We start from the raw sequence: 18,321 nt of genomic DNA, 5'->3' as shown, positions 1-18,321 counted from the left end.
ACGCCCGAGCCCCTAGAATCCCCCGACGCTAAAAGGAGACGATTGCATGTTGATGGTGATTTCACCCGCCAAGACCCTCGATTTCGAGACCCCGCCGGTCACCCAGCGCTTTACCCAACCGCAGTACCTCGATCACTCCCAGGAGCTGATCCAGCAACTGCGCGAACTGAGCCCGGCGCAGATCAGCGAGCTGATGCACGTTTCCGACAAGATCGGCGGCCTCAACGCCGCGCGCTTCGGCAGCTGGACCCCGGCCTTCACCCCGGACAACGCCAAGCAGGCGCTGCTGGCGTTCAAGGGCGACGTGTACACCGGGCTCAACGCCGAAACCCTCAGCGAGGCCGATTTCGACTACGCCCAGCAACACCTGCGCATGCTCTCCGGCCTTTACGGCCTGCTGCGCCCCCTGGACCTGATGCAACCGTACCGCCTGGAAATGGGCACCAAGCTGGCCAACGCCAGGGGCAAGGACCTCTACGCGTTCTGGGGCACGCGCATCAGCGAATGGCTGAACGAGGCACTGGCCGAGCAAGGCGACGACCTGCTGCTCAACCTGGCCTCCAACGAGTACTTCTCGGCGGTCAAGCACACGGCCCTGAAGGCGCGGATCATCAACACCGAGTTCAAGGACCTGAAGAACGGCCAGTACAAAATCATCAGTTTCTACGCCAAAAAGGCCCGGGGCATGATGAGCCGCTTCGTCATCGAACAACGCATCGACGATCCGGCCCAACTCAAGCAATTCGATGTCCAGGGCTACCGCTACAGCGCCGAACAGTCGAAAGCCGACAACCTGGTTTTCCTGCGCGATCACGCACCGCAATAACGCAGATTCCCGGCGTGCCCATGACCACTCCATGGGCACGCCGGATTTTTATCACTCGCCCCTCCCTCTCGCCAAAATCGCCATTTTATTGGCGTCATTATTCTTTTTGCCCTCTGGATAACTTTTTATTCACTCGACAGGTGTGACTTTTTTCAGTAGTGGCACTGTTTTTTTTATTCAGTAGTGGCATAAAAATATCTCCCGCCGTGAACTCCCCATAACTAAAGGCCCAAATGGTAAGTGCTATCAATTTGAGAGCAGTGCCATCTTTGCCAATATTTCAAGAAATTTCGGAAAACAGGATGAGTGGGTCGGAACTATGTCCTGAACCACCGCTCATACCACCGGTAACGATTCTCAACGACAACGTACGAGATGACTTACACAGGATCAAGAGAAACTAGCCAAGTTGTCACAGTGATATGACTGCCTGGTCAACAACTTGAACTTAGGTTTAACCGACAGGAGATAACGCACCATTACTATCCCCTACGACGCCAAGGAATAGCCGGCCTTCAAGGACCGCCCCACATACTGGGAATACCCATGGAATGTGGCCCAGAGCCAGTGGATACGCTCCACGCCTGAGGCAACCCGGTCCTGCAGCAGGAGCTGCTGGCAACAAACAAGGGCACACCTTTACAACATGGATTAGTTGCGCACAACTTGAGTGCACTTATTTAGACACTCGGAACTTAGTCTGCCTGCACACGTTATTACAGCGTTAATCCGCTGTACTTTCGAGTGCGCAACAACCGCTGGCAAACATTAACTCCGGCCATCTAATGGCGTGAATAACACAGAGGTAAATGCGATGCGCATCAGCATATTTGGTTTGGGTTACGTCGGTGCAGTCTGTGCCGGTTGCCTGTCTGCACGGGGTCATGATGTGGTTGGCGTGGATGTAGCCAAAGACAAGATCGACCTGATCAACGCCGGGAAATCCCCCATCGTTGAACCGGGCCTGGGCGAACTCCTGAGCCAGGGAATCCAGAGCGGTCGCCTGCGTGGCACCACCAACTTCGCGGAAGCCATTCGCGACACCGACCTGTCGATGATCTGCGTCGGTACCCCGAGCAAGAAGAACGGCGACCTGGAACTCAACTACATCGAAGCCGTGTGCCGCGAAATCGGTTTTGTCCTGCGTGACAAGACCACCCGCCACACCATCGTGGTACGCAGCACCGTGCTGCCCGGCACCGTGGCCAACGTGGTGATCCCGATCCTCGAAGACTGCTCCGGCAAGAAAGCCGGCGTCGACTTCGGCGTTGCGGTCAACCCGGAATTCCTCCGCGAAAGCACCGCCATCGCCGACTACGACCTGCCACCGATGACCGTCATCGGCGAATTCGACAAAGCGTCCGGCGACGTTCTGCAATCGCTGTACGAAGAACTCGATGCGCCGATCATCCGCAAGGACATCGCCGTCGCCGAGATGATCAAGTACACCTGCAACGTCTGGCACGCGACCAAGGTCACCTTCGCCAACGAGATCGGCAACATCGCCAAGGCCGTCGGCGTCGATGGCCGTGAAGTGATGGACGTGGTCTGCCAGGACAAGACCCTCAACCTGTCCCAGTACTACATGCGCCCGGGCTTCGCCTTCGGCGGCTCCTGCCTGCCCAAGGACGTACGCGCCCTGACCTACCGCGCCGGCTCCCTGGACGTCGAGGCGCCGCTGCTCAACTCGCTGATGCGCAGTAACGAGTCCCAGGTGCAGAACGCCTTCGACATCGTTGAAAGCCACGATAAGCGCAAAGTCGCCCTGCTCGGCCTGAGCTTCAAGGCCGGTACCGACGACCTGCGTGAAAGCCCGCTGGTGGAACTGGCAGAAATGCTCATCGGCAAGGGCTACGACCTGAGCATCTACGACAGCAACGTCGAGTACGCCCGGGTCCACGGCGCCAACAAGGATTACATCGAGTCGAAGATCCCCCACGTGTCGTCCCTGCTCAACTCGGACTTCGACGAAGTGATCGGCAACTCCGACGTGATCATCCTCGGCAACCGTGACGAGAAGTTCCGCGCCCTGGCCGACAAGGCACCTATCGGCAAGCAAGTCATCGACCTGTCGGCTTCATGTCCAAGGCCACTTGCACCACCGGCCGTACCGAAGGGATTTGCTGGTAACGCAGCGGCAGGCTTCAAGCTTCAAGCCGTAAGCAAGAGCCCCACGCTTGCGGCTTGGAGCTTGCAACTGATTTTAGGATGCTGATTATGCACAGGCTAAAAAACGGCCTCCTACAGGCCGCCGGTTGGCTGTTTTTCTTGAGCTTGCTGATGGGGATGGCGCTGCTGCTGCCCACATCGACCTTCGACTCTGAGTCCAAGGATTTTATTTTCCTGATTGGCGCCGTGGGTATCTGGCGCTATTCGATGGGTGCCACGCACTTTGTCCGCGGCATGCTGTTTCTCTACGTGGTCTACCCGCACCTGCGGCGCAAAGTGCGCAAGCTGGGCACGGCAGCGGACCCGTCCCATGTGTACCTGATGGTCACCAGCTTTCGCATCGACGCCCTGACCACCGCCCAGGTCTACAGCTCGGTGATCCGCGAAGCCATCGACTGCGGTTTCCCGACCACGGTGGTCTGCTCCATCGTGGAAATGTCCGATGAGCTGCTGGTGAAAAGCCTGTGGGCGCGGATGAACCCGCCTGACCGGGTCAAACTCGACTTCGTACGCATCCCCGGCACCGGTAAACGCGACGGCCTGGCCTTCGGTTTCCGCGCCATCTCGCGCCTCCTGCCGGACAGCCGCGCCGTGGTGGCCGTGATCGACGGCGACACCGTGCTTGGCGAAGGCGTTGTGCGCAAGACCGTGCCCTGGTTCCAGCTGTTCGGCAATGTCGGCGGCCTGACCACCAACGAGTTCTGCGAAGTGCGCGGCGGCTACGTCATGAGCGAGTGGCACAAACTGCGCTTCGCCCAACGTCACATCAACATGTGCTCCATGGCCCTGTCCAAGCGCGTGCTGACCATGACCGGGCGCATGTCGGTGTTCCGCGCCACCGTGGTCACCGACCCGGACTTCATCGCCGACGTGGAAAGCGACTCCCTGCAACACTGGCGCCTGGGCCGTTTCAAGTTCCTCACCGGCGACGACAAGTCCAGCTGGTTCAGCCTGATGCGCCTGGGCTACGACACCTTCTACGTACCCGACGCCGCGATCAACACCGTGGAACACCCGCCGGAAAAGAGCTTTATCAAGGCCAGCCGCAAGCTGATGTTCCGCTGGTACGGCAACAACCTGCGGCAGAACTCCCGGGCCCTGGGCCTGGGCATGAAGCGCCTGGGGCTGTTCACCAGCGTGGTGCTGTTCGACCAGCGCGTGTCGATGTGGACCTCCCTGCTGGGCCTGACCGTGGCGATCATCGCCAGCTTCAAGTACGGCACGGCCTTCATCCTCGCGTACCTGCTGTGGATCGGCATCACCCGCTTGATCCTGACCCTGCTGCTGTCGTGCTCGGGGCACAAGATCGGCCCGGCCTACCCGGTGATTCTCTATTACAACCAGATCGTCGGCGCGCTGGTGAAGATCTACGTGTTCTTCCGCCTCGACCAACAGTCCTGGACCCGCCAGGACACCAAACTGACCCGTGATCTCGCCAGCTTTCAACGTTGGTTCAACACCTGGTCGTCTCGAACCATGACCTTCTCTGCCGGCAGTGTGTTCGTCGCCGTGCTGCTGCTGATGGTCTGACCCGACTTGCCTGAATTAACTAGGAAATCGCCCCTATGAACACCGCCGTGAATGTCAACGTAGTGCATGAATCCGAAGCCCAACGCCAGCACGCCCGGGTCAAGATCCCGGCCAAGCTGCGCTTTTTCGGAACAGAGGGTAAACCCCTGGAAGTCCGGGTCCACGACCTGTCCGCCGGTGGCTTGAGCTTTATCGCCGGGCAGCAGGCGCTGACCATCGGTGAGGTGCACAAGGGCCGCCTGCAGTTCGTCATCGACAACCTGGGCCTGGCCATGGACGTGGAACTGCAGATCCGCTCCTTCGACCGCCAGAGCGGCCGCGTCGGCTGCCAGTTCCAGAACCTCGAGCCCCAGGACATTTCCACCCTGCGCCACCTGATCACCTCGCACCTGGCCGGCGACATCGTCAGCATGGGAGACGTGCTCGCCACCCTGCAGCGCGACAACTTCACCAAGGCGCGCAAGGTCAAGGACAGCGGCAGCGGCATGACCGCCATGGGCCGCCTGCGCGCCGTGACCTTCAGCGCCGGGATCTTCGTGGTGGGCCTGGCGGCGTTCGGTTTCATCCTCAAGTCGGTGTACGGCATGTACTTCGTCAGCCACGCCCAGGCCGGCCTGGTCAGCGTCCCGGGGATGAACGTCACCATGCCGCGCGACGGCACGGTGCAAAGCCTGGTGCAGAGCGACGGCATTGCGGCCAAGGGCGCGCCACTGGCCACCTTCAGCACCAGCATGCTCGACGTGCTCAAAGGCCACCTGGATGAAGACCAACTGCAACCGGCCAAGGTCGAGGAGCTGTTCGGCAAGCAAATGACCGGCACCCTGACCTCCCCTTGCGACTGCACCGTGGCCCAGCAAATGGTCGCCGACGGCCAGTACGCCAGCAAAGGCGACGTGATCTTCCAACTGGTCCCGCGCAACAGCCAGGCCAACGTCGAGGCGCGCTTCTCTTACCGTCAATTCGCTGATGTCCGCCCAGGCACCAAGGTCAACTTCCAGATTGCCGATGAAGACACTGTGCGCCGCGGCACCATCGTCAGCAGCACCAGCCTGAACAGCAGCGACCTGTCCTCCGACATCCGCGTGCAGATCAAGCCTGACCATCCCCTGAGCAGCGCCTTCGCCGGTCGTCCAGTGGAAGTCAGCAGCGACCGTGGCCCGTCCATGAACTGGCTGATCGACAAAGCCATGGCCTCCGGTCTCTAAGCGGAGGACATGCCTGTGACTAGCCTTCCCATTGGCGAGTGCTGCGCACTCGATAAGCCTCAAGGGCGCCGCGCCTTGGCCCTGTGCTCCCTGGCCCTGGCCGTGAGCCTGGCCGGTTGCGCCGGCCTGCCCGACCAGCGCCTGGCCAACGAAGCCCTGAAGCGCGGCGACACCGCGCTGGCCGAACAGAACTACCGGCAACTGGCGGACCTGGGCTACAGCGAGGCCCAGGTGGGCCTGGCCGACATCCAGGTGGACAGCCGCGACCCGGCGCAGATCAAGCAGGCCGAGGCCACCTATCGCGCCGCGGCCGATGTATCGCCCCGGGCCCAGGCGCGCCTTGGCCGCTTGTTGGTGGCCAAGCCCGGCTCCACCGAGGCCGAGCAGCACGAAGCCGAAGGCCTGTTGAAAAAAGCCTTTGCCAACGGTGAAGGCAACACCCTGATTCCCCTGGCGATGCTGTACCTGCAATACCCCCACAGCTTCCCCAACATCAACGCCCAGCAGCAGATCAGCCAATGGCGCAGCGCCGGTTACCCGGAAGCCGGCCTGGCCCAGGTGCTGCTGTACCGCACCCAAGGCACCTACGACCAACACCTGGCCGAGGTGGAAACCATCTGCAAGGCCGCGCTCAACAGCACCGACATCTGCTACGTGGAACTGGCCACCGTTTATCAAAAACGCGGCCAGCCGGAGCAACAGGCCGAGCTGCTCAAGCAGCTGCAGGCCGGCTACAGCCGTGGCACGGTCAGCGCCCAGCGAGTGGACAGCGTGGCCCGCGTGCTGGGCGATGCCAGCCTCGGCAAGCCGGACGAAAAAACCGCCCAGGCCCTGCTGGAGCAGGTCGCTCCGGGTTACCCGGCATCCTGGGTCAGCCTGGCCCAACTGCTCTACGACTTCCCCGAACTGGGTGACGTCGACAAGATGATGCAGTACCTGGACAACGGCCGCGCCGCCGACCAGCCCCGCGCCGAACTGCTGCTGGGCAAGCTCTACTACGAAGGCAAATGGGTACCGGCCGACGCCAAGGTCGCCGAAGAACACTTCCAGAAAGCCGTGGGCCGCGAAGTGGCTGCCGACTACTACCTCGGCCAGATCTACCGCCGTGGCTACCTGGGCCAGGTCTACCCACAAAAGGCCCTGGACCACCTGCTGACCGCCGCGCGCAACGGCCAGAACAGCGCCGACTTCGCCATTGCCCAGTTGTTCTCCCAGGGCAAGGGCACCAAGCCCAACCCAGTCAACGCCTACGTCTTCAGCCAACTGGCGAAGGTCCAGGACACGCCGCAAGCCAACGAGCTGGCGCAACAGCTGGAAACCCAATTGCCGCCTGCACAGCGCGCCGAAGCCCAACGCCTGCTGCAACAAGAGCAGGCCGTGCGTGGGGCCTTGAGCCAGAACGCGCTGCAACTGCACGCCCTGCAAGAAGAAGACGGCGAGGAAACCCTATGAAGTTGAATCCATTCGTGAAGGCCGGCATCGGCCTGAGCTTCGCCCTGATCTGGTCCTGCCCGACCCTGGCAGCGATGACCGATACCCAGAACTTCGGCCTGGAAGTGAAAATCACCGGCCAGTCCGAAGACGACCGCGACCTGGGCACCCTCAGCGGCGGCGACGTCAACGGCCTGGGCCTGGACCTGCGGCCGTGGGTCTACGGTGAACGCGGTGCCTGGAGCGCCTACGCCATGGGCCAGGCGGTGACCTCCACCGACATCATCGAAACCGATACGCTGCAGCAGTCGGACGCCGACGGTACCCAGCAGTCGAGCAACGACGACCGCAAGACCAAGAAAAACTACCTGGCCCTGCGTGAGTTCTGGATCGGCTACAGCGGCTTCACGCCCTACCCAGGCGAGCAGTTGAAACTGGGCCGCCAACGCCTGCGTAACGACGACGGCCAGTGGCGCGACACCAACATCGAAGCCCTGAACTGGACCTTCGACACCACCTTGCTGCGGGCCAACGTTGGCGCCGCCGAGCGCTTCAGCGAGTACCGCACCGACCTCAAGGAACTGGCGCCCAAGGATAAAGACCGCCTGCACGTCTACGGCGACGCGGCGTACCAGTGGACCCCAGGCAACTGGGTGGGGATTCGCGGTCATCACACCCACGATGACGGCAAGCTCGACTATCCGGTGCCCGGCGAAGCGGCCGATTCCCTGGACAAGAAAGAGAACGGCGACCTTACTTGGCTCGGCCTCACCGCCGACAGCGACGCCTATAACTGGCGCAACACCAACACCGTCAACTACTGGGCCAGCCTGACCGGCATGAGCGGCGACCGCGACACGGTCAACGCACTGGACGCCAATGGCAACCGCCCGGCCCAGGCCAAGCGCGGCGAGAACCTCGACGGCTGGGCCACGGACCTGGGCGTACGCCTGCGCCTGGACCCGAACTGGCAAGTCGGCGCCGCCTATGCCCGCGCCAGCGGCGACTACGAGCAGAACGGCCTGGAAAGCAACCGCTCCAACTACACCGGCACCCGCTCCCGCGTGCACCGTTTCGGCGAAGCTTATCGCGGCGAAATGAACAACATGCAGACCGCCACCCTGTTCGGTTCCTGGATGCTCAACGACGAATACGACGCCAGCCTGATCTACCACAAGTTCTGGCGCGTGGACGGCAAGAAGGCCGTCGGCAGCAACGGCATCAACGCCGTGGACAACGACTATGACGGCGACGGCAACCTGCTCTCCAGCACCTCGCTGCCGCTGCAAGACGGCAAGAAAGACCTGGGGCAGGAAATGGACTTGGTGGTCACCAAGTACTTCAAGCAGGGCCTGTTGCCGGCGGCCCTGAGCCAGTCCATCGATGAGCCATCGGCCCTGGTGCGTTTTCGTGGCGGTGTGTTCAAGCCCGGCGATGCCTACGGCAAAGACGTCGACTCGTACATGCACCGCGCCTTTATCGACGTGATCTGGCGCTTCTGATGCGAGCCGCGAAGGGAGTGCCCGAAATGAACTGCTACCCCATGAACAGCCCCGCTGCGAAAGGCGCCCTCAGCCTGTTGGCCGGCGCCCTGTTGCTGGCCAGCAGCTCGGCGTTCGCCACTGTCGAGCCGGCCAAGGCGCCGATCATCGCCAAGGAGCTGCAACAGGCCAAGACCTACACCGTCAGCAGTGCGCCCACCGAGCCGCTGAATCTGGCCACGCCGACCCTGCCCGACCTCTCCGGCTACACCGCAGAGGCCGCTGCGGCGAAGATCGTGCGCAGCAAGCCGGGCAAGATCAGCGTGCGCCGGATGATGCAGGAAGACGCCCTGAAGGACTTTATAGGCGGTGACAACAAGATGGCCGAATGGGTGGTGCGCCAACACGGCATTCCCCAGGCGATCTTTATCGACGACGGTTACATCAACCTCAAAGACCTGGCCAAGAAACTGCCCAAGCAGTACATCAGCGAAACCGCGCCGGGTGTATTCCTCGCGCGCCTGCCGATCGTGGTCGGACGCAAGGGCATCCTGGAAATCGACAAACAGACCCAGGAACTGCGCCTGTCCCAGGAAGGCGGTTCGTTCCTGGTCAACGATGGCCAGCTGTTTGTGCGCGACACCAAGGTCACGGGCTGGCGCGAAAAAGACAACGGCCCGGCGACCTTCCGCTCGCCCAAGGAATTCCGCCCCTTCCTACTGGCCTGGGGCGGCACCGAGACCTACATCGTCAACAGCCAGATGGCCAGCTTCGGCTACGCCAACTCCAAGTCCTACGGCGTGAGTATTTCCCAGTACACGCCGAACATGGCCAAGGTACTCAAGCGCGATGAACCCACCGGCTGGATCATCGGCTCGGAATTCTCGGACATGTGGTACGGCTTCTACTGCTACGAAACCCGCGACTTCGTGGTCAAGGGCAACACCTACAAAGACAACATCGTCTACGGCATCGACCCCCACGACCGTTCGCACCGGCTGATCATCGCCGACAACACCGTCCACGGGACGAAGAAGAAGCACGGCATCATCATTTCCCGGGAAGTGAACGACAGCTTCATCTTCAACAATCGTAGCTACGACAACAAACTCTCGGGCCTCGTGATCGACCGTAACAGCGTCAACAACCTGATTGCCTACAACGAGATCTACCGTAACCACACCGACGGCATCACCCTCTACGAGAGTGCCGACAACCTGCTGTGGGGCAACAAGGTGATCAGCAACAAACGCCACGGCATCCGCATTCGCAACAGCGTGAATATCCGCCTGTACGAAAACGTCGCCATGGCCAACGGCCTGACCGGCGTCTACGGCCACATCAAGGACCTTTCCGACACCGACCGCGACATCAAGCTCGACCCGTTCGACGCCCAGGTCTCGCTGATCGTGGTCGGCGGCGAACTGGCGGCCAATGGCAGCGGCCCGCTGTCCATCGACTCGCCGTTGAGCGTGGAGCTGTATCGCGTGTCCATGCTCGCGCCCACCAAAAGCAGCGGCATCAGCTTCTCGGGGATCCTTGGCGAGCGCCAGGATGAAATCCTCGACCTGATGGTTCGCCAGCAAAAAGCCGTGCTGATCGACCCCGTCGAACGCCAGACCGAAATGCGGGATTGAGGATGACTGTCATGCCCCCACACCTGATCAAACTGTTGAGCCTGTCGGCGCTGACCGCCGGCATTCTCGCCGCCAGCGCCGGCGCCCGCGCCGATGAGCCCCAGGCGCCGAACTTCACCGCCGAGCCGTGCTGCAACCTGTGCCCGGCCGCCCATGATGCGAAGAACTACACCACCCGCTACCAGCAGAACTTCACCACCCTGGTGCAAGCCCAGGGCGACTGGCTGTTCCGCACCCAGGAAGACCTGCGCACCGAATTCAACACCACACCGCAAGGCTACCGTCGCCTCAAGCAGTTGCACGAAGCTTTCAAGAGCAAGGGCGTGGAGCTGGTGGTGGTCTATCAGCCGACCCGTGGCCTGGTGAACCGCAACAAGCTCAACCCGGCGGAAAAGGCCCGCTTCGACTACGACAAAGCCCTGACCAACTACAAAGCCATGCTCGGGCGCTTCGCCCAAATGGGCTACGTGGTGCCGGACCTGTCGCCGCTGACCAACGAAGAACTGCCAGACACCCTGCCGGCCCACGACTTCTACTTCCGCGGCGACCAGCACTGGACGCCTTACGGCGCCCAACGCACCGCCAAGATCGTCGCCGACAAGGTCAAGCAACTGCCGGCCTTCGCCGACATTCCACGGCGTGAATTCGAGACCCACAAGTCTGGGCGCATGGGCAAGACCGGCACCCTGCACAACATGGCCGGGCAACTGTGCGGCACCAGCTACGCCATCCAGTACATGGACCAGTTCACCACCGAGCCCAAAGGCGAAGCGGCGGACGGCGACCTGTTCGGTGATTCCGGCAACCCGCAGATCACCCTGGTGGGCACCAGCCACAGTGGCAAGAACTACAACTTCGCCGGCTTCCTGGAAGAGTCCATCGGCGCCGACATCCTCAACGTCGCCTTCCCCGGCGGCGGCCTGGAAGGCTCGATGTTGCAGTACCTGGGCAGTGAGGAATTCCAGAAGAGCCCGCCGAAAATCCTCATCTGGGAGTTCTCGCCGCTATACCGCCTGGACCAGGAAACCATCTACCGACAAATGATGTCTCTTCTCGACAACGGCTGCGAAGGCAAGGACACCCAGATGAGTGCCAGCGCCAACCTCAAGCCGGGCAAGAACGAACTGCTGGTCAACAGCAAAAATATGGACCTGCGCAACAGCAACCACCAGGTTGACATCCGCTTCGCCGATCCCTCGGTGAAAACCCTGCAAGCCACCCTCTGGTACATGAACGGGCGCCACGAGGACATCAAGATCGACAAACCGGAAACATCCGACACCGACGGGCGTTTCGCCTTTGAACTGCGCACTGACGAAGACTGGGCCTCGCAAAACCTGCTGGCCGTCGAAGTCCAGGGTCCGGAAGCGGGCGCTGCCGCGCAGAAAGTCGAAGCGAAAATTTGCAAACGCAACGTATTCCCGAGCGCGGAGCAACGCACCGCGCAGATCGGGCAATGAGGTTCCTATGCAAAGCACAACGATCAAACGACTTTTGACCCCGACCCTGCTCAGCCTGGCGATGTTCGCCGGCGCGACCCAGGCCGCGGCCCCCCTGCGGCCGCCCCAGGGTTACTTTGCGCCTGTGGATAAGTTCAAGACCGGCGACCACAGCGAAGGCTGTGACGCCATGCCCGCGCCCTACACCGGCTCGCTGCAATTTCGCAGCAAGTACGAAGGCTCGGACAAGGCCCGCGCGACCTTGAACACCCAGTCGGAAAAAGCCTTCCGCGACAGCACCGCCGACATCACCAAAATCGAGCGCGGCACCAGCAAACGGGTCATGCAGTTCATGCGTGATGGCCGTCCGGAACAGTTGGAATGCACCCTGAGCTGGCTCACCGCCTGGGCCCAGGCCGACGCGCTGATGTCCAAGGACTTCAACCACACCGGCAAGTCCATGCGCAAATGGGCCCTGGGCAGCATGGCCTCGGCTTACCTGCGCTTGAAGTTCTCCGACTCGCACCCGCTGGCGACCCACGAAAAGGAAGCGCAGCAGATCGAGGCCTGGTTCAGCAAGATGGCCGACCAGGTGGTCAGCGACTGGGACAACCTGCCCCTGGAAAAAACCAACAACCACTCCTACTGGGCCGCCTGGTCAGTGATGGCGACCTCCATCGCCACCAACCGCCGCGACCTGTTCGACTGGGCCGTCAAGGAATACAAGGTCGGGGTCAACCAGGTCGATGCCGAAGGTTTCCTGCCCAACGAACTCAAGCGTCAGCAGCGCGCCCTGGCCTATCACAACTACGCCCTGCCGCCGTTGGCGATGATCGCCAGCTTCGCCCAGGTCAATGGCGTGGACCTGCGCCAGGAAAACAACGGCGCCCTCAAGCGCTTGGGTGACCGAGTGCTGGCCGGGGTGAAAGACCCGGACGACTTCGAGAAAAAGAACGGTAAGCAGCAGGACATGAGCGACCTCAAGGTCGACTCGAAATTCGCCTGGCTCGAACCCTTCTGCAGCCTCTACACCTGCGCCCCCGATGTGCTGGAGCGCAAGCATGGCATGCAGCCGTTCAAGACCTTCCGCCTGGGGGGCGACCTGACCAAGGTCTACGACCCTTCCCACGAAAAAGGCTCCTGATCGAATCGTTGGAACGACGCCCTGTAGGAGCTGGCTTGCCAGCGAAGAGGCCCTCAAGACCGCCATCGCCGGCAAGCCGGCTCCTACAGAACGCAGTACCGCTTTCCCGCTTTTTTCGCGGGGGGGTTTGGGGGGGCTCCGGCCTCTGACTATTGGTTAAACACGGAGAGATCGGGATGGTTTTTTCATCCAATGTGTTCCTGTTTCTGTTCTTGCCGATCTTTCTCGGCTTGTACTACTTGAGCGGGCAACGCTATCGCAACTTGCTGCTGCTGATCGCCAGTTATGTGTTCTATGCCTGGTGGCGGGTGGACTTCCTGGCGCTGTTCGCCGGCGTCACCCTGTGGAACTACTGGATCGGCCTGAAAGTCGGTGCGGCTGGGGTCCGGACCAAACCCGCCCAACGCTGGCTGCTGCTCGGCGTCGGCGTCGACCTGTGCATCCTCGGCTACTTCAAATACGCCAACTTCGGCGTGGACAGCATCAACGCGATCATGACCTCCTACGGTCTGGAACCGTTCATCCTGACCCACATCCTGTTGCCGATCGGGATCTCGTTCTACATCTTCGAGTCCATCAGTTACATCATCGACGTCTACCGCGGTGACACCCCGGCCACGCGCAACCTCATCGACTTCGCGGCGTTCGTGGCGATCTTCCCGCACCTGATCGCCGGCCCGGTCCTGCGCTTTCGCGACCTGGCGGACCAGTTCAACAACCGCACCCACACCCTGGACAAGTTCTCCGAAGGCTGCACCCGCTTCATGCAGGGTTTCATCAAGAAGGTGTTTATCGCCGACACCCTGGCGGTGGTCGCCGACCATTGCTTCGCCCTGCAAAACCCCACCACGGGCGATGCCTGGCTCGGCGCCCTGGCCTACACCGCGCAGCTGTACTTCGACTTCTCCGGCTACAGCGACATGGCCATCGGCTTGGGCCTGATGATGGGTTTCCGCTTCATGGAAAACTTCAAGCAGCCCTACATCAGCCAGTCGATCACCGAGTTCTGGCGGCGCTGGCACATCAGCCTGTCCACCTGGCTGCGCGACTACCTGTACATCACCCTGGGCGGCAACCGCAAAGGCACGCTGATGACTTACCGCAACCTGTTCCTGACCATGCTGCTCGGTGGCCTGTGGCACGGTGCGAACATCACCTACATCGTCTGGGGCGCCTGGCACGGCATGTGGCTGGCGATCGAAAAAGCCCTGGGCCTCAACACTTCGCCGCGCAGCCTGAACCCGATCCGCTGGGCACTGACCTTCCTCCTGGTGGTCATGGGCTGGGTGATCTTCCGTGCCGAAAACCTGCACGTGGCCGGGCGTATGTACGGCGCCATGTTCAGCTTCGGCGACTGGTCGCTGTCGGAACTCAACCGCGCCAGCCTCACCGGCCTGCAAGTGGCGACCCTGATCCTGGCCTACGCCACCCTGGCGTTCTTCGGCCTGCGCGACCTCTACAGCAACCCGCCAGTGAGCAAGGCCAAGCCTGAACCAGGCAGCGAAGTGGACGGCCCGGCCGGCGCACAACCGGGGCTGATCAAGGCCGTACCCGGCGACAACCCCGGCAGCATCCACCAACCGGGCTACACCGTGGGCACCGATGCCCAGGTGCAACCGGCCTACTGGACCGCCGACTGGTCGCGCTACGTGATGCGGGGCCTGGTGCTGCTGCTGTTCATCGCCTCGATTCTCAAACTCTCGGCGCAAAGCTTCTCGCCGTTCCTTTACTTCCAGTTCTGAGGGATCTGACATGACCCGCTCATTACGTCTGTTCTACATCGCCCTGTTCATGCTGACCCTGACGGTCCTGGGCCTGTGGTCGGTGCGCAGCTTCTTCGGCTTCAGCACCAACGCCGAGGCCACGGTGCTCAACGGGCGCTGGACCAAGGCTGTGGAAACGCACTACGACGAAGAGTTTCCGATCAAGCGCCTGGGCACCAACCTCTGGGCCGCCCTGGACTTCAAGCTGTTCAACGAAGGCCGTCCGGGCGTGGTCCTGGGCCGTGACCAGTGGCTGTACAGCGATGAGGAATTCAACCCCATCGTCAACGAAGAGCTGAACCTGCAGGGCAACTACGCCCTGGTGGAAGGCGTGCGCCAGCAGCTCAAGGCGCGCGGCGTGAAACTGGTGATGGCCATCGTCCCGGCCAAGGTGCGCCTGTACCCGGAACACCTGGGTGACGTGCAACCGGCCAGCATCCACGCCAACCTCTACCAGGACTTCCATGCCCGGGTCGCGGCCAACAAGATCCTTGCCCCCGACCTGCTGGGCCCACTGCAACAGGCCAAGCAACAGGGCCAGCAAGTGTTCCTGCGCACCGACACCCACTGGACCCCGAGCGGCGCCGAAATCGCCGCCAAGCAACTGGCCCAGTCGATTGCCGAAAAAGCCCCCTTGAGCGGCCAGCCCCAGCGCTTCGTCACCGAGGCTGAACAGACCGTGGCGCACAAAGGCGACCTGCGCCTGTTCCTGCCCCTGGACCCGCTGTTTGAAAACCTCATGCCGGCCCAGGAGCCCCTGGATAAACGCGTCACCCGCGCCGCTGACGACCAGCCCGCTGCCGATGATGCGCTGTTTGCCAACAACGACGTGCCGGTGGCCCTGGTGGGCACCAGCTACAGCGCCAACCCCAACTGGAACTTTGTCGGCGCGCTGAAGCAGGCCCTGCACAGCGACGTGGTGAGCTACGCCGAAGACGGCCACGGCCCGATCCTGCCGATGCTCAGCTACCTCAAAAGCGACGACTTCAAGAACAACCCGCCCCAGGTGCTGATCTGGGAATTCCCTGAACGCTATCTGCCCGTCAACAACGAAATCGGCGACGCCGACCCGCAGTGGGTCGCAGAGCTCAAGCAAGCCGGCGCTCGCCAACAAAACCTAGCCGTTAACGCCAAATCCGAGACGCCGATCGGCGCAAAACTGAAAAGAGGTAACACTCATGACTTTCATTACTACTCCTCGCCGTCTCGCTGCCAACTCCCTGAAAGTGGCAGCCCTGGTCGCTGGCATGGGCCTGATGTCGACATCGGTGTTCGCCGGTGGCGACGCCGCCCTGTACGGCCCGACCGCGCCCAAAGGCTCGACCTTCGTACGCATCTACAACGCCAGCAACGCCGAAGTCAGCGCCACGGTTGGCAGCACCAACGTCAGCGACGTTGCGCCCCTGGCCAGCAGTGACTTCAGCTTCATGCCCGGTGGCGACTACAGCGCCAAAGTGGGCAGCCAGACCGTGCCGGTGAAACTCGCCGCCGACCACTATTACACCCTGGTCAACAACGCCAGCGGCCAGCCACAACTGATCGAAGAGCCGCCGTTCAAGAACAAGCAGAAGTCCCTGGTGCGGGTGCAGAACCTCAGCGACAAGGCCCTGACCCTGAAGACCGCCGACGGCAAGACCGACGTGGTCAAGGCCGTGGCCGCCAAAGGCCGCGGCGAGCGCGAAATCAACCCGGTGAAGGTCAGCTTCGCCCTGTACGACGGTGAGAAAAAAGTCAGCGACCTCAAGCCCGTGGCCCTGGAGCGCGGCGAAGCGGCGGTGCTCTACGTCACCGGCAACGGCAGCAGCCTGTCGCCGGTGTGGGTGAAACGCCCAGTGTCAACGCGCTAATCGCGCGAGCTATCAGCAACAAGCCTCAAGCGGCAAGTGAAGAGCTTTTAACTTGCCGCTTGCAGCTTGCGGCTCCCAACTGCATTTATTAGGAGTAACAACATGATTCCGGTGATCTTGTCAGGTGGTAGCGGCTCACGTCTTTGGCCGCTTTCGCGTAAGCAGTTTCCCAAGCAATTCCTCGCCCTGACCGGCGAACACACGCTGTTCCAGCAAACCCTGGAGCGCCTGGTGTTCGAAGGCATGGACACCCCGATCGTGGTCTGCAACAAGGATCACCGCTTTATCGTCAACGAGCAGTTGGCGACGCGCAAACTCGAATGCCAGCGCATCCTGATGGAGCCCTTCGGCCGCAACACCGCGCCCGCCGTGGCCCTGACCGCGATGATGCTGGTCAACGAAGGCCGTGACGAGCTGATGCTGGTGCTGCCGGCGGACCACGTGCTGGAAGACCAGAAAGCCCTGCAACGTGCCCTGGCCCTGGCCACCGTCGCCGCCGAACGTGGCGAGATGGTGCTGTTCGGCGTCCCGGCGACCAAGCCGGAAACCGGCTACGGCTACATCAAGTCCAGCAACGACGCGCTGCTGCCGGAAGGCGTGAGCCGGGTCTCGCACTTCGTCGAGAAACCCGACGTCAAGCGCGCCACCGAATTCGTCGAGGCTGGCGGCTACTTCTGGAACAGCGGCATGTTCCTGTTCCGCGCCAGCCGCTTCCTCGAAGAGCTGAAAAAGCACGACCCGGACATCTACGACACCTGCCTGCTGACCCTGGAGCGCAGCAGCGAAGACGCCGACACCGTGGACATCGACGAAGCCACCTTCGCCTGCTGCCCGGACAACTCCATCGACTACGCCGTGATGGAAAAAACCCAGCGCGCTTGCGTGGTGCCCCTGAGCGCCGGTTGGAGCGACGTGGGTTGCTGGTCGTCGCTGTGGGACGTGCATGAAAAAGACGCCAACGGCAACGTCAGCAAAGGCGATGTGGTGATCCAGGACAGCCGCAACTGCATGATCCACGGCAACGGCAAACTGGTGTCGGTGATCGGCCTGGAAAACATCGTCGTGGTGGAAACCAAGGACGCCATGATGATCGCCCACAAGGACAAGGTCCAAGGCGTGAAACAGATGGTCAACACCCTCAACGAACAGGGCCGCAGCGAAACCCAGAACCATTGCGAAGTCTATCGCCCGTGGGGCTCCTACGACTCCGTGGACATGGGCGGCCGCTTCCAGGTCAAGCACATCTCGGTCAAGCCGGGCGCTTGCCTGTCGTTGCAGATGCACCACCACCGCGCCGAACACTGGATCGTGGTCAGCGGCACCGCCGAAGTCACCTGTGACGAGAACGTATTCCTGCTCACCGAGAACCAGTCCACCTACATCCCGATCGCCTCGGTGCACCGCCTGCGCAACCCGGGCAAGATCCCCCTGGAAATCATCGAAGTGCAATCGGGCAGCTACCTGGGCGAAGACGACATCGAGCGCTTCGAAGACATCTACGGGCGCTCTACCCCAATCGAACGCGGGGTGTCGGTGAAGACCATTGCTCAGTAAGGGCAGCTACAAGCTTCAAGCGGCAAGCTGCGAGTAACAGCAGGGAGTCGTTGGCCGTTCGATTTTCAACCCCTTCCCAGGTGCCTGCGTCCCCTATCCGCAGGCAGTTGGGCAAGGGGTATTTTTTTGGAGCAGTGGTGAGCTGCAAGCTGCAAGCTGCAAGCTTGCAAGCTGCAAGCTGCAAGTTTCAAGCGGCAAGCGGCAAGCGGCAAGCGGCAAGTTGAGCGCTGGAATATTTAGTGTGTAAACAACGGCAACAGGCCCAGTTCCATGAGTGTGCTGTTCGATGTTCGCC

At 61.8% G+C, this 18,321-nt stretch carries 12 protein-coding genes and 2 pseudogenes; 13 read left to right on the top strand and 1 reads right to left on the bottom strand.

Annotation, left to right across the window (positions count from 1 at the left end):
• Positions 1-46 precede the first annotated feature (46 nt).
• From yaaA to M1B34_RS02545, 13 genes and pseudogenes are all read left to right on the top strand, one after another.
• Positions 47-826: a peroxide stress protein YaaA gene (gene yaaA / locus M1B34_RS02605; protein WP_268264384.1), complete on the top strand. Its 780-nt coding sequence runs from the start codon at positions 47-49 to the stop codon at positions 824-826.
• Between the two features lie 814 nt (positions 827-1,640).
• Positions 1,641-2,956 (top strand): annotated as a pseudogene (locus tag M1B34_RS02600) (nucleotide sugar dehydrogenase).
• Between the two features lie 87 nt (positions 2,957-3,043).
• Positions 3,044-4,525, top strand: a complete 1,482-nt coding sequence (gene alg8, locus M1B34_RS02595; protein WP_425273449.1) for a mannuronan synthase — start codon at positions 3,044-3,046, stop codon at positions 4,523-4,525.
• A gap of 35 nt (positions 4,526-4,560) precedes the next feature.
• Complete coding sequence (locus M1B34_RS02590; protein ID WP_268264383.1) at positions 4,561-5,730, top strand: alginate biosynthesis protein Alg44; 1,170 nt, start codon at positions 4,561-4,563, stop codon at positions 5,728-5,730.
• Between the two features lie 9 nt (positions 5,731-5,739).
• Entirely contained in the window at positions 5,740-7,182 is a 1,443-nt protein-coding gene (gene algK / locus M1B34_RS02585) for an alginate biosynthesis TPR repeat lipoprotein AlgK (protein ID WP_268264382.1), read from the top strand.
• Positions 7,179-8,663: an alginate export family protein gene (locus M1B34_RS02580; protein ID WP_268263450.1), complete on the top strand. Its 1,485-nt coding sequence runs from the start codon at positions 7,179-7,181 to the stop codon at positions 8,661-8,663. The genes algK and M1B34_RS02580 overlap by 4 nt, the downstream gene beginning before the upstream one ends.
• A 26-nt stretch (positions 8,664-8,689) precedes the next feature.
• Entirely contained in the window at positions 8,690-10,279 is a 1,590-nt protein-coding gene (gene algG, locus M1B34_RS02575; protein ID WP_123336967.1) for a mannuronan 5-epimerase AlgG, read from the top strand.
• 11 nt (positions 10,280-10,290) lie between these two features.
• Positions 10,291-11,739 (top strand): alginate O-acetyltransferase, encoded by a 1,449-nt coding sequence (locus tag M1B34_RS02570; RefSeq protein ID WP_268264381.1) that lies wholly within the window; start codon positions 10,291-10,293, stop codon positions 11,737-11,739.
• A gap of 7 nt (positions 11,740-11,746) precedes the next feature.
• Positions 11,747-12,862, top strand: a complete 1,116-nt coding sequence (locus M1B34_RS02565) for a mannuronate-specific alginate lyase (protein ID WP_123336971.1) — start codon at positions 11,747-11,749, stop codon at positions 12,860-12,862.
• Positions 12,863-13,038: 176 nt separating this feature from the next.
• Complete coding sequence (locus M1B34_RS02560) at positions 13,039-14,604, top strand: MBOAT family O-acyltransferase (RefSeq protein ID WP_268264380.1); 1,566 nt, start codon at positions 13,039-13,041, stop codon at positions 14,602-14,604.
• 10 nt (positions 14,605-14,614) lie between these two features.
• A pseudogene (locus M1B34_RS02555) lies at positions 14,615-15,772 on the top strand (alginate O-acetyltransferase); the annotation flags it as partial.
• A 31-nt stretch (positions 15,773-15,803) separates the two neighbouring features.
• A complete protein-coding gene (locus M1B34_RS02550) occupies positions 15,804-16,472 on the top strand; it encodes an alginate O-acetyltransferase AlgF (protein WP_268263449.1) in 669 nt (222 codons plus the stop codon).
• Between the two features lie 102 nt (positions 16,473-16,574).
• Positions 16,575-18,026: a mannose-1-phosphate guanylyltransferase/mannose-6-phosphate isomerase gene (locus M1B34_RS02545; protein ID WP_268264379.1), complete on the top strand. Its 1,452-nt coding sequence runs from the start codon at positions 16,575-16,577 to the stop codon at positions 18,024-18,026.
• Between the two features lie 93 nt (positions 18,027-18,119).
• On the opposite strand, the gene M1B34_RS02540 is transcribed toward M1B34_RS02545, so the two are convergent.
• Positions 18,120-18,321 (bottom strand): hypothetical protein (locus M1B34_RS02540; protein ID WP_268264378.1); only part of this gene is annotated, 202 nt, incomplete at its 5' end.

The sequence above is a fragment of the Pseudomonas morbosilactucae genome, from assembly GCF_023241715.1.
GTDB lineage: Bacteria > Pseudomonadota > Gammaproteobacteria > Pseudomonadales > Pseudomonadaceae > Aquipseudomonas > Aquipseudomonas morbosilactucae.
Note: the sequence above shows the minus strand (reverse complement) of the source record. Positions and strands in the feature narration are given on the sequence as shown.